The 17,857-nt window shown below is 64.0% G+C and carries 19 protein-coding genes; 10 read left to right on the top strand and 9 right to left on the bottom strand.

The genetic code is table 11. The features are described from left to right. The first annotated feature begins 14 nt into the window (after window positions 1-14). Window positions 15-1,811 carry an alpha/beta hydrolase domain-containing protein gene (locus ACIA48_RS09705; protein WP_396730131.1) on the top strand — a complete coding sequence of 599 codons (1,797 nt, stop codon included), beginning with the start codon at window positions 15-17 and terminating at the stop codon, window positions 1,809-1,811. Window positions 1,812-2,124: 313 nt separating this feature from the next. On the opposite strand, the gene ACIA48_RS09700 is transcribed toward ACIA48_RS09705, so the two are convergent. Continuing rightward, entirely contained in the window at window positions 2,125-5,322 is a 3,198-nt protein-coding gene (locus ACIA48_RS09700; protein ID WP_396730129.1) for an MMPL family transporter, read from the bottom strand. A 68-nt stretch (window positions 5,323-5,390) separates the two neighbouring features. Next, window positions 5,391-6,194, bottom strand: coding sequence for a SigB/SigF/SigG family RNA polymerase sigma factor (locus ACIA48_RS09695; RefSeq protein WP_396730127.1), 804 nt, complete (start codon window positions 6,192-6,194; stop codon window positions 5,391-5,393). Window positions 6,195-6,333: 139 nt separating this feature from the next. Between ACIA48_RS09695 and ACIA48_RS09690 the strand changes: the two genes are divergently transcribed. Continuing rightward, the gene (locus ACIA48_RS09690) at window positions 6,334-6,765 is read left to right on the top strand and encodes a VOC family protein (protein ID WP_396730126.1); all 432 of its coding nucleotides are present in this window, start codon (window positions 6,334-6,336) and stop codon (window positions 6,763-6,765) included. A 123-nt stretch (window positions 6,766-6,888) separates the two neighbouring features. After that, a complete protein-coding gene (locus ACIA48_RS09685; protein WP_396730751.1) occupies window positions 6,889-7,740 on the top strand; it encodes an alpha/beta hydrolase family esterase in 852 nt (283 codons plus the stop codon). 6 nt (window positions 7,741-7,746) lie between these two features. Here the strand turns inward: ACIA48_RS09685 and ACIA48_RS09680 are convergent, their stop codons facing one another. Together ACIA48_RS09680 and ACIA48_RS09675 are read right to left on the bottom strand one after the other, a co-directional pair. Next, window positions 7,747-7,902 carry a hypothetical protein gene (locus ACIA48_RS09680; RefSeq protein ID WP_396730124.1) on the bottom strand — a complete coding sequence of 52 codons (156 nt, stop codon included), beginning with the start codon at window positions 7,900-7,902 and terminating at the stop codon, window positions 7,747-7,749. A gap of 40 nt (window positions 7,903-7,942) precedes the next feature. Continuing rightward, window positions 7,943-8,473 (bottom strand): nitroreductase/quinone reductase family protein, encoded by a 531-nt coding sequence (locus tag ACIA48_RS09675; RefSeq protein WP_396730122.1) that lies wholly within the window; start codon window positions 8,471-8,473, stop codon window positions 7,943-7,945. A gap of 47 nt (window positions 8,474-8,520) precedes the next feature. Between ACIA48_RS09675 and ACIA48_RS09670 the strand changes: the two genes are divergently transcribed. After that, the gene (locus ACIA48_RS09670; RefSeq protein WP_396730120.1) at window positions 8,521-9,027 is read left to right on the top strand and encodes a nitroreductase/quinone reductase family protein; all 507 of its coding nucleotides are present in this window, start codon (window positions 8,521-8,523) and stop codon (window positions 9,025-9,027) included. Here the strand turns inward: ACIA48_RS09670 and ACIA48_RS09665 are convergent. After that, window positions 9,015-9,428, bottom strand: a complete 414-nt coding sequence (locus tag ACIA48_RS09665; protein WP_396730118.1) for an EthD domain-containing protein — start codon at window positions 9,426-9,428, stop codon at window positions 9,015-9,017. The genes ACIA48_RS09670 and ACIA48_RS09665 overlap by 13 nt on opposite strands. An 8-nt stretch (window positions 9,429-9,436) precedes the next feature. Beyond that, on the bottom strand, window positions 9,437-10,354 hold the full coding sequence (locus tag ACIA48_RS09660) for a LysR family transcriptional regulator (RefSeq protein ID WP_396730749.1): 918 nt from the start codon (window positions 10,352-10,354) through the stop codon (window positions 9,437-9,439). A 92-nt stretch (window positions 10,355-10,446) separates the two neighbouring features. On the opposite strand from ACIA48_RS09660, the gene ACIA48_RS09655 reads away from it, so the two are divergent. Genes ACIA48_RS09655 through ACIA48_RS09635 form a run of 5 tightly spaced genes read left to right on the top strand, consistent with a single transcriptional unit; the run spans window position 10,447 to window position 14,325 of the window. Then, on the top strand, window positions 10,447-11,727 hold the full coding sequence (locus tag ACIA48_RS09655) for an SRPBCC family protein (RefSeq protein ID WP_396730116.1): 1,281 nt from the start codon (window positions 10,447-10,449) through the stop codon (window positions 11,725-11,727). Beyond that, entirely contained in the window at window positions 11,724-12,047 is a 324-nt protein-coding gene (locus ACIA48_RS09650) for a hypothetical protein (RefSeq protein WP_396730114.1), read from the top strand. Before ACIA48_RS09655 ends, ACIA48_RS09650 begins: the two co-directional genes overlap by 4 nt. A gap of 6 nt (window positions 12,048-12,053) precedes the next feature. Then, entirely contained in the window at window positions 12,054-12,884 is an 831-nt protein-coding gene (locus tag ACIA48_RS09645; protein ID WP_396730112.1) for a TauD/TfdA dioxygenase family protein, read from the top strand. After that, window positions 12,881-13,747 (top strand): TIGR03619 family F420-dependent LLM class oxidoreductase, encoded by an 867-nt coding sequence (locus ACIA48_RS09640; protein WP_396730110.1) that lies wholly within the window; start codon window positions 12,881-12,883, stop codon window positions 13,745-13,747. The genes ACIA48_RS09645 and ACIA48_RS09640 overlap by 4 nt, the downstream gene beginning before the upstream one ends. Next, on the top strand, window positions 13,744-14,325 hold the full coding sequence (locus tag ACIA48_RS09635; protein WP_396730108.1) for a carboxymuconolactone decarboxylase family protein: 582 nt from the start codon (window positions 13,744-13,746) through the stop codon (window positions 14,323-14,325). The genes ACIA48_RS09640 and ACIA48_RS09635 overlap by 4 nt, the downstream gene beginning before the upstream one ends. Window positions 14,326-14,329: 4 nt before the next feature. Here the strand turns inward: ACIA48_RS09635 and ACIA48_RS09630 are convergent, their stop codons facing one another. After that, a complete protein-coding gene (locus tag ACIA48_RS09630) occupies window positions 14,330-14,836 on the bottom strand; it encodes a DUF302 domain-containing protein (RefSeq protein WP_396730106.1) in 507 nt (168 codons plus the stop codon). Window positions 14,837-15,167: 331 nt separating this feature from the next. Beyond that, window positions 15,168-16,361 (bottom strand): thiolase family protein, encoded by a 1,194-nt coding sequence (locus ACIA48_RS09625; RefSeq protein ID WP_396730104.1) that lies wholly within the window; start codon window positions 16,359-16,361, stop codon window positions 15,168-15,170. A gap of 87 nt (window positions 16,362-16,448) precedes the next feature. Here ACIA48_RS09625 and ACIA48_RS09620 point away from each other — a divergent pair, with 87 nt between their 5' ends. Continuing rightward, entirely contained in the window at window positions 16,449-16,850 is a 402-nt protein-coding gene (locus tag ACIA48_RS09620; RefSeq protein ID WP_396730747.1) for a Zn-ribbon domain-containing OB-fold protein, read from the top strand. 152 nt (window positions 16,851-17,002) lie between these two features. Here the strand turns inward: ACIA48_RS09620 and ACIA48_RS09615 are convergent, their stop codons facing one another. Further along, the gene (locus ACIA48_RS09615) at window positions 17,003-17,758 is read right to left on the bottom strand and encodes an LLM class F420-dependent oxidoreductase (RefSeq protein ID WP_396730102.1); all 756 of its coding nucleotides are present in this window, start codon (window positions 17,756-17,758) and stop codon (window positions 17,003-17,005) included. Window positions 17,759-17,857: the final 99 nt, after the last annotated feature.

The following is a 17,857-nucleotide window of genomic DNA, read 5'->3' as shown; positions in this document are numbered from 1 at the left end:
ATGGAGGAGTGGAAATGACCGTCGAATCAGTTCACGTGAACACGGTTTACCCCCATTCCGACACCCGCTATGAGTGGGTAGAGGCGACCGTCGACTTCGCCGTCGACCCCGAGCTGTTGGCGAACGAGCGCATTGTCGATCTCGACCTCGCGCCGCGCGACGCCGACGGGCTGGTGCGCTTCGACGCCGACCTGAAACTCCTCCGCCCGGTCGAAGGCGGAAACGGCAAGCTTCTGTTTGTCGTGCCCAACCGGGGCATGCCCACTTACGCGCCGTGGCTGAAGGGCGGCTTCCTGCTGGACCGTGGTTACACCATCGCGTCGTGCGGCTGGCAGTGGGACATCCAGCGAGCGAACGGTCTCCTCGGGATGACCGCGCCCCAGGCTGATGTGCCGCCGGGATTCATGCGTCTGGAGTGGCGCTCCGACAGCGCCGGTGTCGACCACCCGCTCAGCTTCACCGTGCCCGAAATCGATGCGCTGCCCGCCGGTGCCGAGGCGCTGTTCACGTTCACCGACTACCCGACCGTCGACGTCGACGATCCCGACGCCGTACTGTCCGTGCGCACCTCGCCGGATACCGAGCCGACCATCATCTCAAGGGACAACTGGCGATTCACCGATGAGACGCATCTGACGCTCGACGGCGGATTCGAGCCTTTCCACTGGTACGAGTTGGTGTACCGGACGTCGCGGACGCCGGTCGTCGGCGCCGGCCTGCTGGCGATCCGCGATCTCGTGTCGCATCTTCGGGGGAGCGGTGCCTCCACTGCCGGCTCCGTCGGCGGTGGCATCGAGCATGCGTTCGCGTACGGCGTTTCGCAGGCGGGTCGGCTCCTTCGTCAATTCCTCGCGGACGGGCTGAATGTCGATGAGACGGGCATGACCGTCTTCGACGGTGTGTTCAGCGAGTCGGCAAGCGCGGCAACGGGAGAGTTCAACCACCGCTACGCGCAGCCGTCCGTGGCGCAGGTCAACGGCTTCGGGAACATGGCACCGTTCGGGGCCACCGAATTGCTTATGCGTCAACGTGACTTGGGCGGCGTACCGAAGACCATGTTCATCAACACCGCGACCGAGTACTGGACGAGCGGGGGCGCGCTGGTGCACGTCGATCCGCTCACCGGTGCGGATCTGCCCGAGGATCCCGATGTCCGCACGTATTTGCTCGCCAGCACGGACCATTTCGGCAGCAGCAAGCTCAAGGAGGCGCTGCCGACCGCGAATCCGGTACACCGCTTGGATGTTGCGCCCGTCAACCGGGCGCTGCTCGTCGCCCTGGAGGACTGGGTGTGCGACGGCGTGGAACCTCCGCACAGCAAGGTGCCGCGGACCAGTGACGGCACTGCGGTCGCGCGCAAGGAGGTCCTGTCGGCGTTCAGCCACACCACCACCCCGGACCCGTCGGCGCTTCCGCACGCGCGGTTGATCGACCTCGGCCCGGATGCCGATCGCGGTATCGGTAGCTGGCCGGTGAAGCTTGGGGAGCCGTATGTCGACCTGGTGTCGGCGGTCGACGCGGACGGTAACGAGGTCGCCGGCATCCGGTTGCCCGCTGTCGCCGCGCCGTTGGCCGCGTACACAGGTTGGAATCCCCGCCGGCATATCGACGAATTGCCTGATGTGCTCTATGAGCGGGTGGGCAGCAAGTTGGCCTTCCCTCCCGGTCGGCCGACGGTCACCGAGCGATACCCGTCCCGCGAGGACTACGTCGCTGCGGCCCGTGCAGCTGCCGAATCGCTTGTCGCCGAGCGGTTCCTGCTCGCTGAAGAGGTCGACACTGTCGTCCAGAAGGCGGCAGCCGACTACTGACGGTTCCCCACACACTTCACTCTGCATAGCGGCCGGGCGGCTTAGCCCTCGGCCGCTGTGCGCTTTTTGTGTGCGTGCGGCGACCGTTGCCGCGTCGAGTGTGGGGTTGTGTCACGCCTCGGCCGGTGATTGCGTGCGTTAACCCCACACTCGAGGGCCGCTGAGCAGTCCGGCGCCGCACACGTCGGTGCAATCTCGCCGTCCGGAGTTCGACGCGTCGAGTGTGGGGTTGTGTCACGCCTCGGCCGGTGATTGCGTGCGTTAACCCCACACTCGACGGGCCGAGTGTGGGGTCGCTACGACGCGCGATGCTCTAGACCGACACGGCGTGTACACGAGCGCGCTCGTGCTGCCGCGGCTGAGGCGCAGCTTGCGGCTCAAGACGAAGCGTCCGTCCGCCGACCTGAATCGAGGCGCCGGCGCGGAAGTTCGCGGGCCTCCACGGGGTGAGCCGCTTCCAGACCTGCTTTCCGGGCTCGCGAATCAGTACGCCGTTGGTCGATTCCCGGTCGACGACGACGAGCTCGCCGTCGACGATCCGAATCTCCAGGTGCGCGCGTGACATCAGGCCCGTGCGGTCGTAGATGGACACCGGGCGAAGGCCCTGCCGTGCGGCGGGTGAATCTGAGGGATCGCGACCAATGACGCAGTCGCGGTCGATCTGAAGCCGCGAATCGTCATCGAGGACCACCCACCGCGCGGGACGTGCCGCGGGGACATCCGTCGTCCACACCACAGCGCCGCGCCCAGGAACAACGCCGTCGGGCATTGAGAAGACGCCGTTTCTCGCCGTCGGGGGAACGGCCGGTCGCTTACCGAGTTCGTCGACGGTCACGACCGCGGCGACGTCAGGCGTGCGCACAGACTGGTGCAGGCAGCGATTGCGACCCTCGATCAGGGTCACCCCCGCACCGTCGTCGAGCGCCACCGTGACACCGCCGCACAGGAAGATCTCCAACCCCGAATCGGTGGGCATGACAATGCCGACCTCGGCGTGATCACGACTCCACGTGCCGCTCTTGGCGAGCTGCGAGAACGCATACGACAAACTCGCCGGCTCGCTCTTGCGGACGATCTCGACGAGATGTTGCATCTGGCGGGCTGCCATGGTCTGTTGTGCCAGCGACTTGCGGTTGGCGACCACGATGACGGTGCCGTTCACGTTCGCGACGAGGTGCTGACCGGAGACGACCTCGACCCGGTGGCCACGCTCGGCCGGCGTTGAGACCGGAGGCGGTACATGGTTGGAGTTCAGTGAGAGTACGGCGGGCCGCGGCACCACCACGGTCGCCTCGTCCACGGCGAAGGACAGCGCCTCACTGATGCCGATGCGAGAGTGTAACCACCGCAACGGTTTCGGCGCCCACCAGTTGAGTTCGCCTGCGAGACGAAGAAACGCCGGTACGACGACGCCGCGAATGATCGTCGCGTCGATCACGACAGCCAGCGCGGTGCCGAGACCGAACATCTTCATGAACGACATCCCGTTTGCGAAGGAGACCAGCGTGATGGTCAGCAGAAGTGCTGCGCTGGTGACGATCCGGCCAACCCGGCCCAGACCGATGACGATGGCCTCGTCGTTCGACATGCCGGAGTCCCGGGCTTCCTTGATGCGGCTCAGCAGGAAGATCTCGTAGTCGACGGACAGGCTGAACGCAATGGCGCAGAGCAGGACAACCATCGATAAATTCAAAGGTGCAGGCGTGAATCCGAGTAGCGACGACAGATGTCCGTCCTGGAAGATCCATGTCATCACGCCGAGGACCCCGGACAACACCAGGAGGTTCAGCAGCAGCGCCTTAACCGGTACGACAACGCTGCCGGTGAACAGGAACAGCAGGATGAAGGTGAACACCGCGATCAATCCGATCGCCCACGGCAGTCGCTGAGCGATCGCTGCGCGGCTGTCGATGAGCGTGGCCGATGGTCCACCGACCTCGACCTGCTTGTCGGTGATCTTCGCGCGGATGTCGTGCACGAGTTGCTCTGCAGCTTGCGAATCCGCGTCCACCGCAAGGTATGCCAACACATAGGCAGCGCCTTCGCGCTCGCTCGGCGGGGTGTCGTCGACCCGCGTGCCGCCCTCGAACTTGCCGACGGAACCGTTGACAAGAACCACGTCAGGCATCTGGGAGACCTCGGCGGCCAGCGTCTCAAGGACACCGGCGTCGTTCTGCGTCACCAGGGTGATCGCCTGCGACGGGTCGAGCGGATAGTCCCGCTGCAACGACTCGGCGACCAGGCGTGCGTTCGAGTCGGTGGGCAGCGCGCGCTCGTCGGGATTGGTGAACTGCACCTTCAGGAAAGGGACACCGAGTCCGATCAGCACTACGACGACGGGCAAGGCGTAGAGGAGTGGGCGGCGGATGACCGCCGCTGCGAACCGCCGCCAGAACGCGGAGTCCGCGGATGGCGGGGTCTTGCGCCGGATGATGGCCAGCGAGTCGATGCGCTTTCCCAGCAGCGACAGCATCGCGGGCAGCACGATGATCGCGCTCAACGCCGACAGCGTGACCGTCGCACTCGCGGCGATACCGACAGAGCGCAGGAAGGATGTCGGGAATACCAGCAGCGACATCATCGCCAGGGTGACCGTCGCCGCGCTGAAGATGATCGTGCGGCCCGCGGTAGCCACCGTCGCAACTATTGCTTCTTCGTGTTCCTTACCGCTGTCGCGTTCTTCGCGGAATCGCGACACCATCAGCAGCCCGAAGTCGATGGAGAGCCCGAGACCAAATGCCGTTGCGACGGTGAGCGCATGGGTCGAGACCTCGGTGACCCTCGTCATGAGCACGAGCACCAGCAGCGTCGTGACGATCGACGTAATGCCGACAACGATGGGTAGGAACGCAGCGATGAGCCCGCCGAACACGATGACGAGCACGGCCATCGACACCGGTAGCGCAATGCTTTCGCTGACCAGCAGGTCCTTCTTCACTTTGGCCCGAATCTCTTGCTGGACACCGAGAGTGCCACCGGCGCGCACCGCAACGTCCGGGTTGACCGGCAGGCTGGCGATGAGCTGCTTGGCGATGTCGGCCGCCTCATCCGCAGTGCCGCTGACATGCACAAGAATCAGACCCGAGCGGCTGTCGCGGCTGCGCAGATCGGTGGCTGCGGGATCGGTGAACGATCGCAGGACCTTCGCCTCGGGCTCAGCTTTGATGAGTTCCGATATTTGGTCGGCCACGTCGGCCGACTCCGGACCGTCGATGGTGCCTTCCTTCGGCAGCAGTTGAATCACCAGGTTCGCGGTGGTGCCGAAGTTCTGGTCCATGAGCTCGGCGGCGTGGGTCGACTCGGATGACGGGGCGTTGTAGCCGCCGACAGCGAGCTTGTCGGACACGCCGCCGCCGATCACGATGCTGACACCGAGCAGGAGCGCGAGGACGGCCAGCACCACTTTGGGGGAGCGCACAGTGAAGTCGGCGACCCGTGTCAACGCGCCGCCGTTCGCCGAACCGCTCCGCATCACCTTGCCGACCAGCGGAACAATCCCGACCTGTTTCATGACGACAGGGTCCGGCGGCGCCCTTGGCACTTTCTAAAGGGCTGACTGCGCTCGAGGATCCGGGCTGGTCAGGCGGGTACCGGGGTCTTGTGCGCGTTCGACGCTTCGGGCTCGCGAACCTGGTCGCGCAGCGTGTTGAGGGCCTTCGCGATGAGCCGGGATACATGCATCTGCGAGTAGCCCATGCGTTCGGCGATCTGCGTCTGGGTCAAGTTGTCGAAGAACCGCAGGCTAAGCACCGTCTGTTCGCGGTCGGGCAATGCGGCGATCAGGGGACGTACCGTCTGGAGCGCCAGCACCTTCTCGATGTTGGGATCGACATCGCCGAGCGTGTCACCGATTGGCCGGAACTCGGAGTCCGGGCCGGCTTGCACATCGGTCGACAACGTGGAGTAGTTGCTGCTGGCGATCGTCGCTTCGACCACCGACTCACGGTCGATGCCGAGGTAGTTGGCGATCTCCGAGGCGGTCGGCGCCCGATTGAGGTCCTGGGACAACGCGGCGCGAGCCTTGACAATCTGGCCCTGAAGGTCTTTCAGGCGGCGGGGTACCTTGACCGCCCATCCGTAATCACGAAAGTGACGGCGCACTTCGCCCATCATCGTCGGCACGGCGAAGGCAAGGAAGTCCGCGCCGTTTTCGGGGTCGAATCGGTTGACGGCGTTGACCAAACCCACCCGGGCGGCCTGCACGAGATCGTCGACCGGCTCGCCCCGATTGCGGAAGCGACGTGCGATGTGGTTCGCGAGCGGCAGTCCGCGCTCGATGATCTCGTCGCGTTGGCGACGGTATGCGGCCGAGCCCTCATCGAGCGTCGCCAGACGGCGAAACATATCGGTGAGATCGGCATACTCAGAAGAATGTTCGGACACGAGAGTTTGCCCCTATCCGGTTGCGTTTGAATGACGCGGCTCGGATCTGAACCTCTGCGTGTTAGGGACTGTACCCAAATGCCTTCATGACGAAACAAACTCACCGTCGACCTGGTAAACCTTCGGCATGGAGCCTGACGTGCGCGAAACTGCAGTTCCCGGTATCTCCGGGATCCATCACATCTCCATCACCGTGACTGACCTCGAGGCCAGTCTGGCCTGGTATCAGCGACTGCTCGGCGCTGACCGGGTGCCCATGAAATTCCCGCATTACGGGTGTGAGGACACCGGCTACGGCGAGTTGCTCGTCGAACCGCGGTCGGGCGTCGTGATCGGCCTGCACACCAACACCGGCAACGACGGGCAGGCCTTCAACGAGGCCCGTACGGGGCTGGACCACGTGGCGCTGAACGTCGCCTCACGCAGCGATCTCGAGGCGTGGACGGCTCGCCTCGACGAACTCGGGATCGAACACTCCGGCATCAGGGGCGGGGACCTGCCCTTCCCCTTCGCGACCGTCGTGTTTCGCGACCCCGACAACATTCAGCTCGAGCTTTTCGTCGCGGGTTGATCGCGTTCGCTGCGCCTGCTAGCAGGGAACTTCACCGTCACGCGCCTCTCAGTTGGTTGCGCAGTCACGATGGCGGTCCGTACGGTCGGGTGTCATGTCGCGACAGGGGGAGATGAATTGCGGTTGATTGGGCGCACGCCGGCACTGGTGGCCGCTGTCATTCTGGGTCTTCTCTCGTTCAGTGGTTCGCACGCCTCGGCGGTTCCGGGTGGGGACTTTCCCGACGGCTTGAACTTCGGCGGGCTCCAGCGCAACTACCTTGTTCACGTTCCGCCAGGGCTGGAGCAACCGACCGGCCTGGTCATCAATTTGCACGGTGCCGGGATGACCGGCGGCGCTCAATTGGCCATGACGAACTACAACGCCGTCGCCGATCAGCACGGATTCGTGGTGGTCTACCCCGACGGCATCGACCTCAGCTGGGCCGATGGGCGGGGTGCCTCGGTTCCTGATCGTCAGGGCGTCGACGACGTGGGCTTCCTCGTCGCGCTCGCCAACCGGCTCACGCAGGACTTCGGCATCGACCCGGGCCACGTGTTCGCCACAGGAATGTCGGCCGGCGCGTTCATGGCCAATCGGCTGGCATGTTCCCGCGCAGACGTCTTTTCCGCGGTCGCGCCCGTCGCGGGGACCCTCGGCTCGGCGTTCCCATGCAGCCCATCACAACCCGTCTCCGTGCTGAGCATTCACGGGACGGCCGACAACGTCGTGCCATTCAATGGCGGCCCGATGGTGGGCCGGGGCGGGGCGAGCGACATCGTTTCCGCACCGGCCATGGCGCAGCGGTGGCGTGAGCTGGATGGGTGCCCGGGCGCACCCAGCGAGGATTCGCCGGCACCCTCGGTGCATCGGTTCACCTCCGCCGGCTGCGCCGACGGCACCGAGGTCGCGTTCGTCCAGATCGACGGTGGCGGTCACACCTGGTTGGACGCATCGTTCGCCAGTGGACAATTCTTCGCCACCCACGGCAGGTGATCTGGGTTAAGTCTCGTCGGCGACCTGGTCCTTGGTCTGATGCCCGCCGGGGGCCTCAGGGTCGTCGTCCTGGTGGTCCAGCTTCTCCTGGATGTCTCGTTGCTCGTCGGTCGCTTTGGTGGCGTCCTTCGGCGTCGAGGGCGGATCGTTGGTCTGCTGCATGCCGCAGAGATTCTCCGCGCGCCGCGCTGACTAAACCCCGCTACGCGGGCGACAGGCGAAACACGTTGATGGCGCGGACGCCGTCGGTTTTCACCTCATACGACGCGAAGTTCGACGCGTAGCCTTTCGCGAGGGCGAACAGCCGGTCGTGGTCCGCACCCTCGGTGCGGCGGGCCACGAAGTGACCCCCGCCGTCGGTGCGCCCGTCCGGAAACAGCTGGCACTGAGGGTTTTTCAGCAGATTGTAATACCAGCTCGGATGATGGGCCTGGCCGTAGTTCGAGGCGATCAGGATGACGTCGTCTCCGTCGGTGAAATACCCCAGCGGCACATCGCGCGGGATGCCGGACTTGGCTCCGGTCGAGCGCAACACGACGAGGGGGATCGTGCCCTTCCCGAAGTGCACGCGGCCGCGGGTCAGTCGGCCCAGCGGCCCGTCAAGGGGAGCCATGACATGGCGATGGACGACGGATCCCAGTTCTGTGGACAGGACGCGGGCGATGATCCGCAGCATGAGGGGCGTCTTGGCAGTCGCATCGACCCGTGGGATGCCATTCAACAGATCGGCCATGGTCGCCATGGTATGTATGTCGAGACCAGGCAGGAGGAAGAAGCGCAATGAGCAACGAGTCCGCAGCGGCTATTCGGCAGGACCGCCGCGACTGGATGGCCAGCCACCGCGACATGTACCTACGTTCCGGCGGCGCGCAGGGCCACATCATGGATATCACCGAGGTCGGTGGCCATGCGTTCACGACCCACTGCCTCATCAGGATCAAGGGTCGCAAGTCGGGTAAGACGCAGATCGTCCCGTTGATCTACGGCGACATCGCAGGCGAGGTGGTCATCGTCGCGTCCAAGGGCGGTGCCGACAAGAACCCGGACTGGTATCACAATCTGCGCGCCGGTGACGAGGTCGACGTGCAGATCGCGACCCAGGCGTTCCGGGCGTCGTGGCGTGAGCCAGAAGGTGAAGAGCGACACCGGATCTGGGACTTCATGTCGCGCGTGTATCCGCCGTATCTGAACTACCAGAGGGCGACGACGCGGCACATTCCGGTGGTCATGATGAAGCCTGTCGCGTCAATCGACGTGTTCGAGGAATCCGACCTTCAGTCCTCGTAGACCAACTCGACGCGCGGCAGCTGACCCTCTGGACCCATCGGGGAGTCGTACTCCGCCACCGAGCACATCGGGTTGCTGTGGGTGGCAAAGAGTTTTGCCTCATCAGCCATGATGTCCGGCAAGCGTTCAGGGTCGGCGATGATCCGCTGTGAGTTCTCGAAGTCCTCGCGGCTGTTCCACCAGATTTCCATGATGCAGTGGTAGCCCGGATCGATCACCTCGCCCGTGACCGGATTCATTTCCGGGCTCAGGTAGCGCCGCACATAGCGCACGGCATTGGGGATCGACGGCGATCGTCCCATCCGGGCCGACAGCCGGGAGTGCTGATTTTCGTAGTAGTCGATGAACTCGTCCATCGTCATATCCGGACGCTTGCGAAAGAAGCACACTTGCTTGAACATTCACTTCCTTAGGTTCGTGCCGAGTTTTCGACGATGATCTCGCAGGCCGTCTCATAGAACGCGCTGATGAGTGTGGAGAAAGAGAGCTCGAATGGATAGATCATGTGCACGTCCATTGCGTCGAGCTGCCACTCCGGGAGAACGGGCACGATACTGCCCTCCCGTAGCTCGGTCGTGCAGATTATCTGTGTAGGCATCGGACCGATACCGAGTCCCTGCAGGATGTACTGCTTGCTCACCTGAAAGTTGTTGGCTCGCGCCCGTATTTGAGGTGACAGCTCGTATCGACGCTTGTGCTTCGACACGCTGAACTTGCGAGGACCGCCGAAGCCGAAATCGATGAACGGGAGGGTATCCAACTGTGCTGGGTCGGTGATCGGGTCAGGCAACCGGCACACGAAGTCCGGTGTGGCACAGAGGAAGAGCTCGAGACTGAACACCTTCCGCGCGATCAACGTCGAATCCTGGAGCGGCCCGGTGCCGAAGACCACATCGAACCCGTCTCTAATCGGGTCGACGAGGTTGTCTACCAGTCGGATGTCCAACCGTGAGTGGGGATAACGCTGTAGGAAAGCAGCACCGACGCGCGACGCGTAGTCGATGCCGAGGAAGATCGGAATGGCGACCCTCAGCTCGCCCTGCGGTTCCTCCCGGCTGCCTTCGACGAGCGCCCGCACTCCGTTGGCCTCGGCGAGAATGTTCACGGCGTGGCTGTAGACCTTCTCGCCGAGGTCGGTGACGGTGAGCTGATGAGTGTTCTTGCGGAGCAGCTTGATGCCAAGATCGGCCTCGAGCTTGGTCAGCTTGCGGCTCACCGTGGATTTGGGCATGCCGAGCAGAGCGGCCGCCTTGGACAGGCTGCGACTCTCGACGACCTTGCCGAATACCAGCAGGGCGTCGACGTCGAAGGGCAGGTTCTGTTCCATCAGCTGTTCCAAATATGCAACAGGGTGTTGCGCTTCTGCATCTGTTTTGACCATTTCCGCAGCTGTAGTTTTCGGCCAGGAGGTGGAGCCTCATGAGTCACAACAGCCCTGTGACCAAACCCGAAAGCGGCCACTGGACCGACGCGTATCCCGAACTCGGCCGGGGCCCGGTGTCACTCGAAGACTGCGTCTCCGAGGAGTTCTACGAGAAGGAACGAGAACACGTCTTCAAGAAGACGTGGCTCTATGTCGGCCGGGTGGAGCGGGTGCCGAAGTCGGGCAGCTACTTCACCCGCGAGCTGAGGTTCCTCAACACCTCGGTCATCGTCGTGCGGGGCAAGGACGGCGTCGTTCGCGCCATGCACAACATCTGCCCGCACCGCGGCAACAAGATGCTGTGGGAGGACGATCCTTTCCAGGAGGTCTCGGGTCGCGCGCCACTGCTGTACTGCCGCTTCCACGGCTGGCGCTACAAGCTGGACGGCTCGCTGCATTCGACGACGCGTAAGGATCTGCTGCTCGATTTCGACGCCGACAGCTGCCGGGTTCCCGCCATCCAGTGCGAAGTGTGGGAGGGGTTCATCTTCATCAATCTCAACCCGGACAACACCGAATCGGTGCGCTCGTACCTCGGCGAACTTGCACACGGTCTCGAGGGCTATCCCTTCGATGGGCCGCACCAGGTCTACCAGTTCAAGGCCGAATTACAGTGCAACTGGAAGATTTTCGTTGATGGATTCGCGGAGAGCTACCATGGCCCCTACCTGCACGCCTCGTCGTTCGGTGCGCTCACGGCGGAGGCCAGAGATGCGTTCGACCAACCGAATCCGTTCACCGATGCGCTGGGATACCAGATCAAGGGGCCGCACCGGATGTTCTCCTTCGCCGGCGAGCCGTCGCAGAAGACGCCCTACTCCAAACCGATCGAATGCGTGATGGAGGCCAGTGCCGCGGGACCGTGGAACAAGAAGCCCAATCGAGGGTCGATGCCGCCGGGTATCAACCCGACCCGCGCCGAGAAGTACGGATTCGATTCCTTCCAGTTCTTCCCGAACTTCGTGCTGATCTTCGGTGCATCGGGTTTCACGGTGCACACGCACTGGCCCACGGGGCCGCATTCGCACATCTTCGAAACAGAGGCGTACTACCAGCCGCCGACTACGCACCGTGAGCGGTTGGGCCAAGAGCTGACGATGACGTTTCTCAACGACATCATCCTGGAGGACGCCAGCCCGTCCGAGGGTCTTCAGGCGATGCTGAACAGCGGTGCGCTGACGCACTTCACGATGAACGATGAGGAGATCCTGTTGCGTCATCTGCACAAGGTGGTCGGTGACTATGTGACGGCGGGCGAGCAGGCGGCGGCTCGATGAGCCCGATTTTGCCGCCGGAGTTCTCCCAACTCGAGCACCTGGTCGACGAGTGGGCCATCGAGGATGGACATCAGCGCTACGTGAAGCGGGTGAACTCCTCCATGGAGGAGATCCAGGCGTTCTACGACCAGGTGTTCCCGTTCGCCGAAGAAGCCGTCACCTACGTCGACAAGTTCGATTACTCCGAACCGCTGCCCGACGATGTCGCGAATCTGCGCAATCTGCTCTACTCGCTGATCACCGTGTCTTTGGCGGTCGAACTGTGGAAGCAGCCACGCGTAAAGCATTCGGCCAACACGATTCTCACGAGAGTGAGCTGATTCCACATGGGACTCACCTCTGCACAACTCGATGTCGTCGACCTAACCCCGAGGATCGGTAGCGAGATCAGGACCGACCTCGACACGCTCCTCAGCGGTGGCGAGGCGCAGCACATCCGCGCAATCCTCGAGCAGCGCGGTGTCGTGTTCTTCCGCGGACTCGACATCACCGACGAACAACAGGTCGCGATCGCCAGTACCCTCGGGGCCATCCCGGCGAACGAGGGGGAGAGCGGCATCTACAAGATCTCGCTCGACAAGAACGTCAACCAACGAGCCGAATACCTGAAGGGCTCGATGTTCTGGCACTTCGACGGGTCATTGCAGCCCTTCCCGAACCTCGCGACCCTGTTGCGGGCCATCACGCTGTCGGAAACCGGAGGCGAGACGGAGTTCTGCAATACCTACGCGGCCTATGACGACCTGCCGGAGTCGGACAAGGAACTCATCGCGGATCTTCGCGTGGTGCACAGCGCCGAACGCTCGCAGTATTACGTCCGGCCCGAAATGAGCTTCGAGGAGATCACGTTCTGGCAGAAGTCACCGACGAAGGCGTGTCCCATCGTGTGGACGCATCAGTCCGGTCGCAAGTCGCTGCTGCTTGGTGCGACAGCCGATTACGTGGTCGGCATGCCGGTCGAGGCGAGCCGCGCGCTCCTTGCCCGCCTCCGTGACTGGGCCACCCAGCCGCAGTACGTCTACCGCCATCAGTGGCAGCCCGGTGACCTTTTGATGTGGGACAACACCGGCACGATGCACCGCGTGCTCGAATATCCCGTCGACAGCGGGCGACTCATGCATCGCACAATCCTCGCGGGTGAAGAGCCGCTGCAGTGAAAATCGGAATTGCGACGCCGGTAGTCACCAACGTCGGCGGCGCGGCATTGACGTGGGAACGTGACGCGACGATTGAAGACATCGGTCGGATCGCCGAGACCGCGGATCGCCTGGGCTATCAGTTCCTGACATGCAGCGAGCACATCGGCATCCCTGCGTCCGAGGCGGGCCGGCGTGGTGCGCGCTACTGGGATCCGCTGGCCACCCTTGGCTACATCGCGGCGCGCACCGAGCGGATCCGGCTCGCTACGATGACTCTGGTGCTGGGTTATCACCATCCGCTGGAGATCGTAAAGCGTTACGGGACACTCGATCACGTCAGCAACGGGCGGGTGATCCTCGGTGTCGGGGTCGGCTCGCTGAAGCAGGAGTTCGATCTGCTCGGCGCACCGTTCGACGGCCGAGGGGAGCGTGGTGACGACGCGTTGCGCGCATTGCGGGTCGCGTTGCCGACCAACGAGCCGACGTATGAAGGGGAGTTCTACTCCTTCGGTGGTCTCACCGTCGACCCTTGCGCTCTGCAGCCCAAGGTGCCGATCTGGGTTGGCGGACGCACGAAGCGCTCGCTGCGACGCGCGCTTACGCTGGCCGACGGCTGGTGCCCGTTCGCCGTGCCGATCGATACCGCTGCCGAGTGGCTGAGCACCCGCGACGTACCCGACGACTTCGAGGTGGTGCTGCCCGCCGACAAGCCGCTCGATCCGGTGGGAAATCCGGAGGCGACCAGACAGACGCTCGAGAAGATGGCTGCGGCCGGTACGACGACGGTGTTCGCCTATTTCGTCCACGACTCGTTCGAGCACTACCACGAGCAGCTCCACGCGTTGGCCGAACTGCACGGCCTGACCGGGGCGCCGTCGTGACCTTGTTGCCACCGCTGACGCAGGACGAGTGGGGCGACGACGAATACGCCGCGGTGGGCGCGCTGTTCGGCATACCGGGTGAGGACGTGCCGCGGGCGGGTTCGGGGGAGCCGCGAGACCCGATGAACTTCGACATCCTCGGGGTCCTCGCGCGATATCCCGCGATGACCCGGGAGTTCCTGGCGTACAACGCCTTTCTGCTGCAACGCGGCGAGCTCCCGCTGCGTCTGCGCGAGTTGGCGATCCTTCGCCTGGCGCACACGCGGCGGTCGGTGTTCTTCTGGGGTGAGCATGTCAGGGTTGCCACCGCTGGCGGCCTGCAGGAAGCGGACATCGCGCGCCTGGCCGCGGGTAACGGCGGATTCGACGGCGTCGACCGGCTGGTGCTCGAGGCCACCGACGAACTGCTGACCCAAGGGCGTGCGGCGCCGGAGACATGGCGCCGGCTCGTCGACAGCGTTGGCATACACCAGGCGATGGAGCTCATCTTCGTGGTCGGCACCTATGCCATGCTCGCGATGGCGTGCGAAACGTGGGCGCTCGTGCCGCCGCCCGGCAGCGCGCAACTTCCGACCTGAAGGCCTAGGACGCTGCCACTTTCGCGACCAGTGCGGCGAGTTTGGCATCGAGATCTTGGGCCGCCGACAGCAGTGGTGGATCGGGTTCGACGACCATAAGGGATGACGGCACGACGTAGGTCAACGCGCTGGTGCCGTTGTCCTCCTCTGTCAGTAGTAGTTCGACCGGCGCGAAGAGGCCCGCGGTCACATCGTGGCGCAGCATGGTGATCGCGATCAGCGGGTTTCCGATGATCAGTCGCAACACCTTGCGATGGATGCCGGCCTTGGCGATCCATCCGCCGTGGTTCAGCGAACCGAACAGCATGAAACCGCTTGGGCCAACGTGGGATTGCACCTCGTGTCCATAGGACTCCCAGGTCGCGTACAACTTGCCGATGTCATCGATGGGCACCGGGTCGCGGCCGACATCGGCGAGGACGGCGTCGACGAGAGCGTCGAATCTCTTGGTGCTGGCATAGCGGAGGCGGACTCCGTCGAACGGAATCACCTGCGGTTCAGATACGGACATGATCGGACTCCTGACGTTCACTCTTGCCAGGTAAAAGCGCGCCGTGTCCGGATCTATTTCTGAGTTCAGTTAAATAAACCCAGATGATTCGAACGTGCTGCTGAATGGCCCAGAAACGTATGCCAAGAATGGCCCGCGAACCTAGGCCAATCGATGGTAGCCGATCGTCTGCGACGTCTTCGATCGCGCCGGGTTGGCCCGCCAGGATCCGCGAAGAAGGAACCCGCAACCTCATCGATGCGATGGGTGGTTTGAGTCACGTGCGCATCATCGGCGTTGTACTGCGCCGGGCATCGTGACCATCATCGACTGATCCCCGACATGCTGACGATCAGCGGGTCAGCACCATGCAACCGGCGATCGGACCGCCACCGGCCGCGGCGACAGCCACCTCTGGCTGTCGCGCAAGCTGGCGATCACCGGCCTGCCCCCGCAACTGCAGACAGGCTTCGTGTAAGAGCCAGTAGCCGTGCATGCGCCCGGCGGACAGTTGCCCCCCGTAGGTGTTCAGCGGTAGCTCACCGTCGAGCGCGATACGCTTCGCCCCCTCGACGAATGGTCCGGCTTCGCCGTCACCGCAGAAGCCCAGCGCCTCCAGCCATGCGAACGTGAGAAATGTGAAGCCGTCGTATATTTCGGCCACATCTACATCGGCCGGTGTGAGATCTGTGCGCGACCACATCTCCGTTGCGGCCTCGCTGGACGCCATCCTCGGGAAGTCGTCGCGATGGAACCACCCATCGGACCCGTAGGCACCGCCGACCGCCTCGACCTTCACCGCGGGGTTCGGGCAGTCCGCCGCATAGTCTGCGTGCGAAACGATCAGCGCGATGGCCCCGTCGATCGGAACATCGCAGTCGAAGAGGCCCAGCGGCGTCGAAATCGGGCGTGCGGTCAAGTAGTCGTCCATGGTCATCGGCTCGCGGAACGCCGCGCGGGGGTTGAGTCCGGCGTTGCGCCTGCTGTTGATGGCGAGCCAGCCCAACTGCTCTTTCGTCGTTCCGTACAGCTCCATATGGCGCTGGCAGTGCATACCGACCCAGTTCGCCGCCGAGTACGCATGGGCCGCCAGCAGCGCGTTGATGTCCTCGAACGGTTTGAGCTTCCGGCGCGTCCCCGGCAGCCGGGGCTCGAGCGGCGGGTCGGCCAGCGGAGCGAGGAGTGGCGAAGCCGTCGAGCCGGTCATCGCACCCCCGAGCATCTGTACCGTCCGATAGACGAGCACGTGCCGCGCCCGTTTCTCCGACACGGCGACCAGTGCCGACATGAACGGGGTCAGCACCCCGCCCGTCCCAAACCCGACGCCGACGTCGGCCGCTTGATTGCCAAGGCTTGCAACAACTTCAGAAGGCAGTGTGTCGCCGAAGGTCGCGATGCCGTCGATGTCCCCGGGTGTCAGACCGGCGTCGGCGATCGCTTCCCGGACCGCCTCCATGGTCAGTTCCAATCCGGGAATGCCGGTCTTGCGACCGATGCGCGAAATGCCGAGGCCACTGACAATCGTGTCCTTCTCGAAGAAGCTCATCGGCACCCATCCATCTATTTTTGTAATGACAGCCGATAGGAATGTACTTTGCTTCCTATGTCCGACGACGCCCCACCCTCAGCGCGGATGCTGCCCACGCTCGACGACCACAACCGGGCGTTCTGGACCGGGGGAGCCGACGGAGCACTCAACATCCCCTTCTGCGGCCAATGTGGCGTGTGGGTTACTCCATTGGCCACCGAATGCCCGGACTGCGACGGCGTGCTGGAGTATCGCCCGGTGTCCGGCCGTGGCACGGTGTTCACCTATACGGTCAACTATCAGCCGTTCAACCCGGGCGTGCCCGTGCCGTACGTGATCGCGATCGTCGAGCTGGAGGAACAGGCAGATCTGCGCATCGCCTCCAATATTGTTGACTGCGAACCGGAATCGGTTCGCATTGGCCTGCCCGTCGAGGTGCGTTTCGAACGTCAGGACGCCGGCGACGAAAGCGTCTACATGCCGGTGTTCGCGCCGCAGACCAGTTAGTCGCGCTGCCAAGCTCTCAGCGACAAAGTCGCGCATCTTCGCCACTTGGTAGTAGTTGAGCGACATTGTCGCTCAGAGGTTGGCACCGTCCCACTATGGTCTGGCGGGGTTCGGCGGAGCGAACCGGCCCGCGGCCGAACGCCACGCAACGACTAGCGGGCCGCCACCAGTCGTTCCACCTCGCGCAGATCGTAAGGAGCTCGTAGGCCGAGGATCAGATGCTCGGCGCCGACGTCGACCAGGGAGCGGATGAGGTCCGGATCCGCCCGCTCGATCCAGACTGTGCGCTCGATCTCCGCGGGATCGCGCCCGATCTCGGCGCACCACCGGTCGATGACGGCGTTCTTCGCGCGAATCGCCGCGGCGTCGCCGTAGCCGTTCCACATGTCGGCGTATTGCGCCACCAGGCGCAAGGTCTTGCGTTCGCCTTGGCCGCCGATCAGGATCGGCAGACGTCCGAGCGGACCGGGCTGCAGCAGGCCGAGGCGACGGCGAATGCGCGGGAGCGCTTCGGCCAAGGCGTCGAGGCGCTGCCCCGGGGTGCGGATGGGATAGCCGTATTCGATCTCGTCCTTGTCCATCCAGCCCGACCCGATGCCGAGCACGGCACGTCCGCCCGACAGGTGATCCACCGTGCGCGCCATGTCGGCGAGCAGGTCCGGATTGCGGTAGCACCCGCCCGTCACCAGCATCCCGAGCTGGGAGACCGCCGACGTGGTCACCGCCATTGCCGACAGGATCTGCCAACCCTCGAAATGGGCCTCGTCCGCTTCGCCGTACAGCGGTGGGAAGAAGTGGTCCCATGTCCACAGGCTGTCGACGCCGAGGTCGTCGACGCCCTGCCACCCGGCCCGTAACGCGGCCATCGTGGTGTTCTGCGGATGGATCTGAACGCCGACCTTGATCACGTACGTCCGTACCTCCTGGCTGCGAGGATCACAGGTAATTGACAGTCAACCGTCAGTTACGTCTAATTTCACTACCAATACGGCGATTCTCGTCCGGTC

Origin of the sequence: Mycobacterium sp. NPDC051804 (assembly GCF_044452905.1) — a bacterium.
GTDB lineage: Bacteria > Actinomycetota > Actinomycetes > Mycobacteriales > Mycobacteriaceae > Mycobacterium.
This window is presented reverse-complemented; position numbering and strand designations above follow the sequence as displayed.